Genomic DNA, 2,567 nt, shown 5'->3' with positions numbered 1-2,567 from the left:
CAACTCGACCGGCACCGCTGCGGTCTGGGCGACGTCGCCGGCGGGCCGGGCCGCGTTGAGCTGCAGCAGTTCGTACCGGCCGAGCTGGACCGTGGCGAGGTAGCTGGCCATCGGCTCGGCCTGTTCATAGACCCAGGTTTCGCGGCTGGACCGGGCCTGGTGCGAGACGAGGACGCCGTTGCAGACGGCCCGGTAGTTGGCGTCGGTGGTGACTGAGATGCGGTAGCTGGCTTTGTCCCGCGGGTGGTCGTTGCAGGGGAACCACGACGCCGCGCCGTTGGGCTGGCCCGCGACCAGGACACCGTCGCTCAGCTCCTCCCAGCCCACCTCGCCCCACAGCCCGCGGCGGGGTGCCGGATTGCCGTCGTACCGGATGTCCAGGGTGAATTCGTCTCCAGGCAGCAGCGCCGTGTCCGGGACCACGACCAGCTGCTCGGCCCGCTGGGTGAACTTGCGCACCTTCCGGCCGGGCATCAGCACCTTGGTGGCCCGCAACCCGGTCAGGTCCAGGACTATGGCCGAGCTCTGGCGCCGGGCGACCGCGTGCAGTGTCGCCCGGCCGCTGAGGTGGTTGCTGTTGATCCGGTAATCGAGCTCCAGTTCGTAGCGCGTGACGCGGTAGACGTCGGTGCCGTGGCCGGGCATGTACGGATCGGGGGCGGCCGCGGGCATTTCTGCGGGCAGCTCCTCGGCGGCGGCTGATGCGGTTTGACTCATGGTCGGCCTTCAGTGGTAGCGGTTAGCGTGGGGGGTGCCTTCCCGATTGTGCGCGGACGCGGGCTTACTTTGGCTTGGGCGCCGGGACAGCGGGTCCGCCCCACGGCCTGACCGGGTTTCCCATCCAGTACGTGGCGGCGGGTACCGTTTCGCCCCTCATGACCAGGGACGCCGGCCCCACGGTCCCGCCGTTGCCGATCCGGGCCCGCGGCAGGATGACCCCGTGCGGGCCCATCGTGGACCCGTCTTCGAGCGTAACAGTGTCGATGCTCATGACCCGGTCGTGGAAGAGATGGGTCTGGACCACGCAGCCGCGGTTGACGGTCGCGCTGCGTCCCAGGGTGACCAGGTCCGCCTCCGGCAGCCAGTAGCTTTCGCACCACGTGCCGGCGCCGATTTTGGCGCCGAGGGCGCGCAGCCACCAGACGAGCGCCGGGGTGCCGGAGGCCGAACGCGCGAACCAGGGGGCGCTGACCATCTCGATGAAGGTGTCCACCACCTCGTTGCGCCAGATGAAGGAGCTCCACAGCGGGTGTTCGCCGGGTCGGATGCGTCCCACCAGGAGCCATTTGGCGACGACGGCGCTGCCGGCGGCCACCGCACCGGCCAGCAGGACGACGACGCCGCCCAGCAGGGCCGCCACGGCATAGTTGAAGGTGCCGGCGAGCCAGTCCAGAGCCACAAGGACACCCGCGGCGACGGCGACGGTGAGCACCACCGGGACGAAGCGGCAGAGCTCCCACAGGGTGCGGGCCAGCCTTAGCCGCAGGGGCGGCTGGAAGGTGCGGGTGTCATCGGACGCGACGGCGGTCCGCCGCAGCCGGACCGGCGGGCTGCCCAGCCAGGAGGTGCCGGACTTGGCCTTSGCRGGGGTSGYGGAGAGSACYGCSACGAGGGARTTCTTGGGCACGCTGCGSCCYGCGGCGGTCATGCCKGAGTTGCCCAGGAAGGAGCGTTTGCCCACCTTGGCCGGCGCGATCTTCATCCAACCGCCGCCGAGTTCGTAGGACGCGATCAGGGTGTCATCGGCCAGGAAGGCGCCCTCGCCCACGGTCGTCATCTTCGGGATCAGCAGCACGGTGGAGGCCTCCACGTTCCGGCCGATCCTGGCGCCGAGCAGGCGCAGCCAGACGGGGGTGAAGAGGCTCGCGTAGACCGGGAAGAGCAGGTCGCGGGCCAGATCCAGGACCCGCTCCGTCGCCCAGACCTGCCAGCCGATCCGGCTCCGCACCCGGTAGTAGCCCGCGCGCAGCCCGACGCCGAGGAGGCGCGTGACGGCGAGGACCAGGACCAGGTTCGCGCCGAACCACACGAACGCGGCCAGCGGGAGCGAGAGGGCAAGCTGCGGCAGGGCCACGAGCAGCGATTCGCGGCCCTGGATGAAGCGGAAGACCACCAGCCCGGCTGCCACGGCGGACAGGTAGGGAATGAGGGCCAGCACGGCTGAAGCGGAGGCGAAACCGGCGAACCACAGCCGGCCGATCAGCCGGTGCTCCCGCGGAGCGTCCGGCCAGCCCTGTTTGGCCTTGCCGCGGCGTTCGGCCGGGGACCCGGCCACCAGGTGGCCCGCCTTAACCCGGCCGAGGACGGCGGACCCCGGCTCCACCTGCGCCCCGGCGCCAATGCTCGCCCCCGGCATGAGCGTGCTGCGGGCGCCGACGACGGCCTCGGCACCGATGTGGATCGCGCCGATATGCACGGAGTCGCCGTCGATCCACCAGCCGGAGAGATCGACCTCGGGCTCGATGTTGCAACCGGTGCCCAGGGACAGCAGGCCGGTAACGGGCGGCAGCGAGTGCAGTTGCACGTTCGTGCCGATCTTGGCACCGAGCGCCCGGGCGTAGTACGGC

The 2,567-nt window shown here is 70.9% G+C and carries 1 protein-coding gene and 1 pseudogene; both read right to left on the bottom strand.

All coding sequences use genetic code 11. The features are described 5' to 3' along the window. Positions 1–717 (bottom strand): annotated as a pseudogene (locus AB4Y86_RS16515) (M1 family peptidase); the annotation flags it as partial. Between the two features lie 64 nt (positions 718–781). Continuing rightward, positions 782–2,567: Pls/PosA family non-ribosomal peptide synthetase (locus AB4Y86_RS16510; RefSeq protein WP_441403257.1), on the bottom strand; the 1,786-nt coding region annotated here is incomplete at its 5' end.

It is taken from the genome of Arthrobacter sp. 2YAF22_2 (assembly GCF_052114645.1).
Lineage (GTDB): Bacteria > Actinomycetota > Actinomycetes > Actinomycetales > Micrococcaceae > Arthrobacter.
The sequence above is the reverse complement of the archived record's forward strand: the minus strand, read 5'-3'. Positions and strand labels throughout refer to the sequence as shown.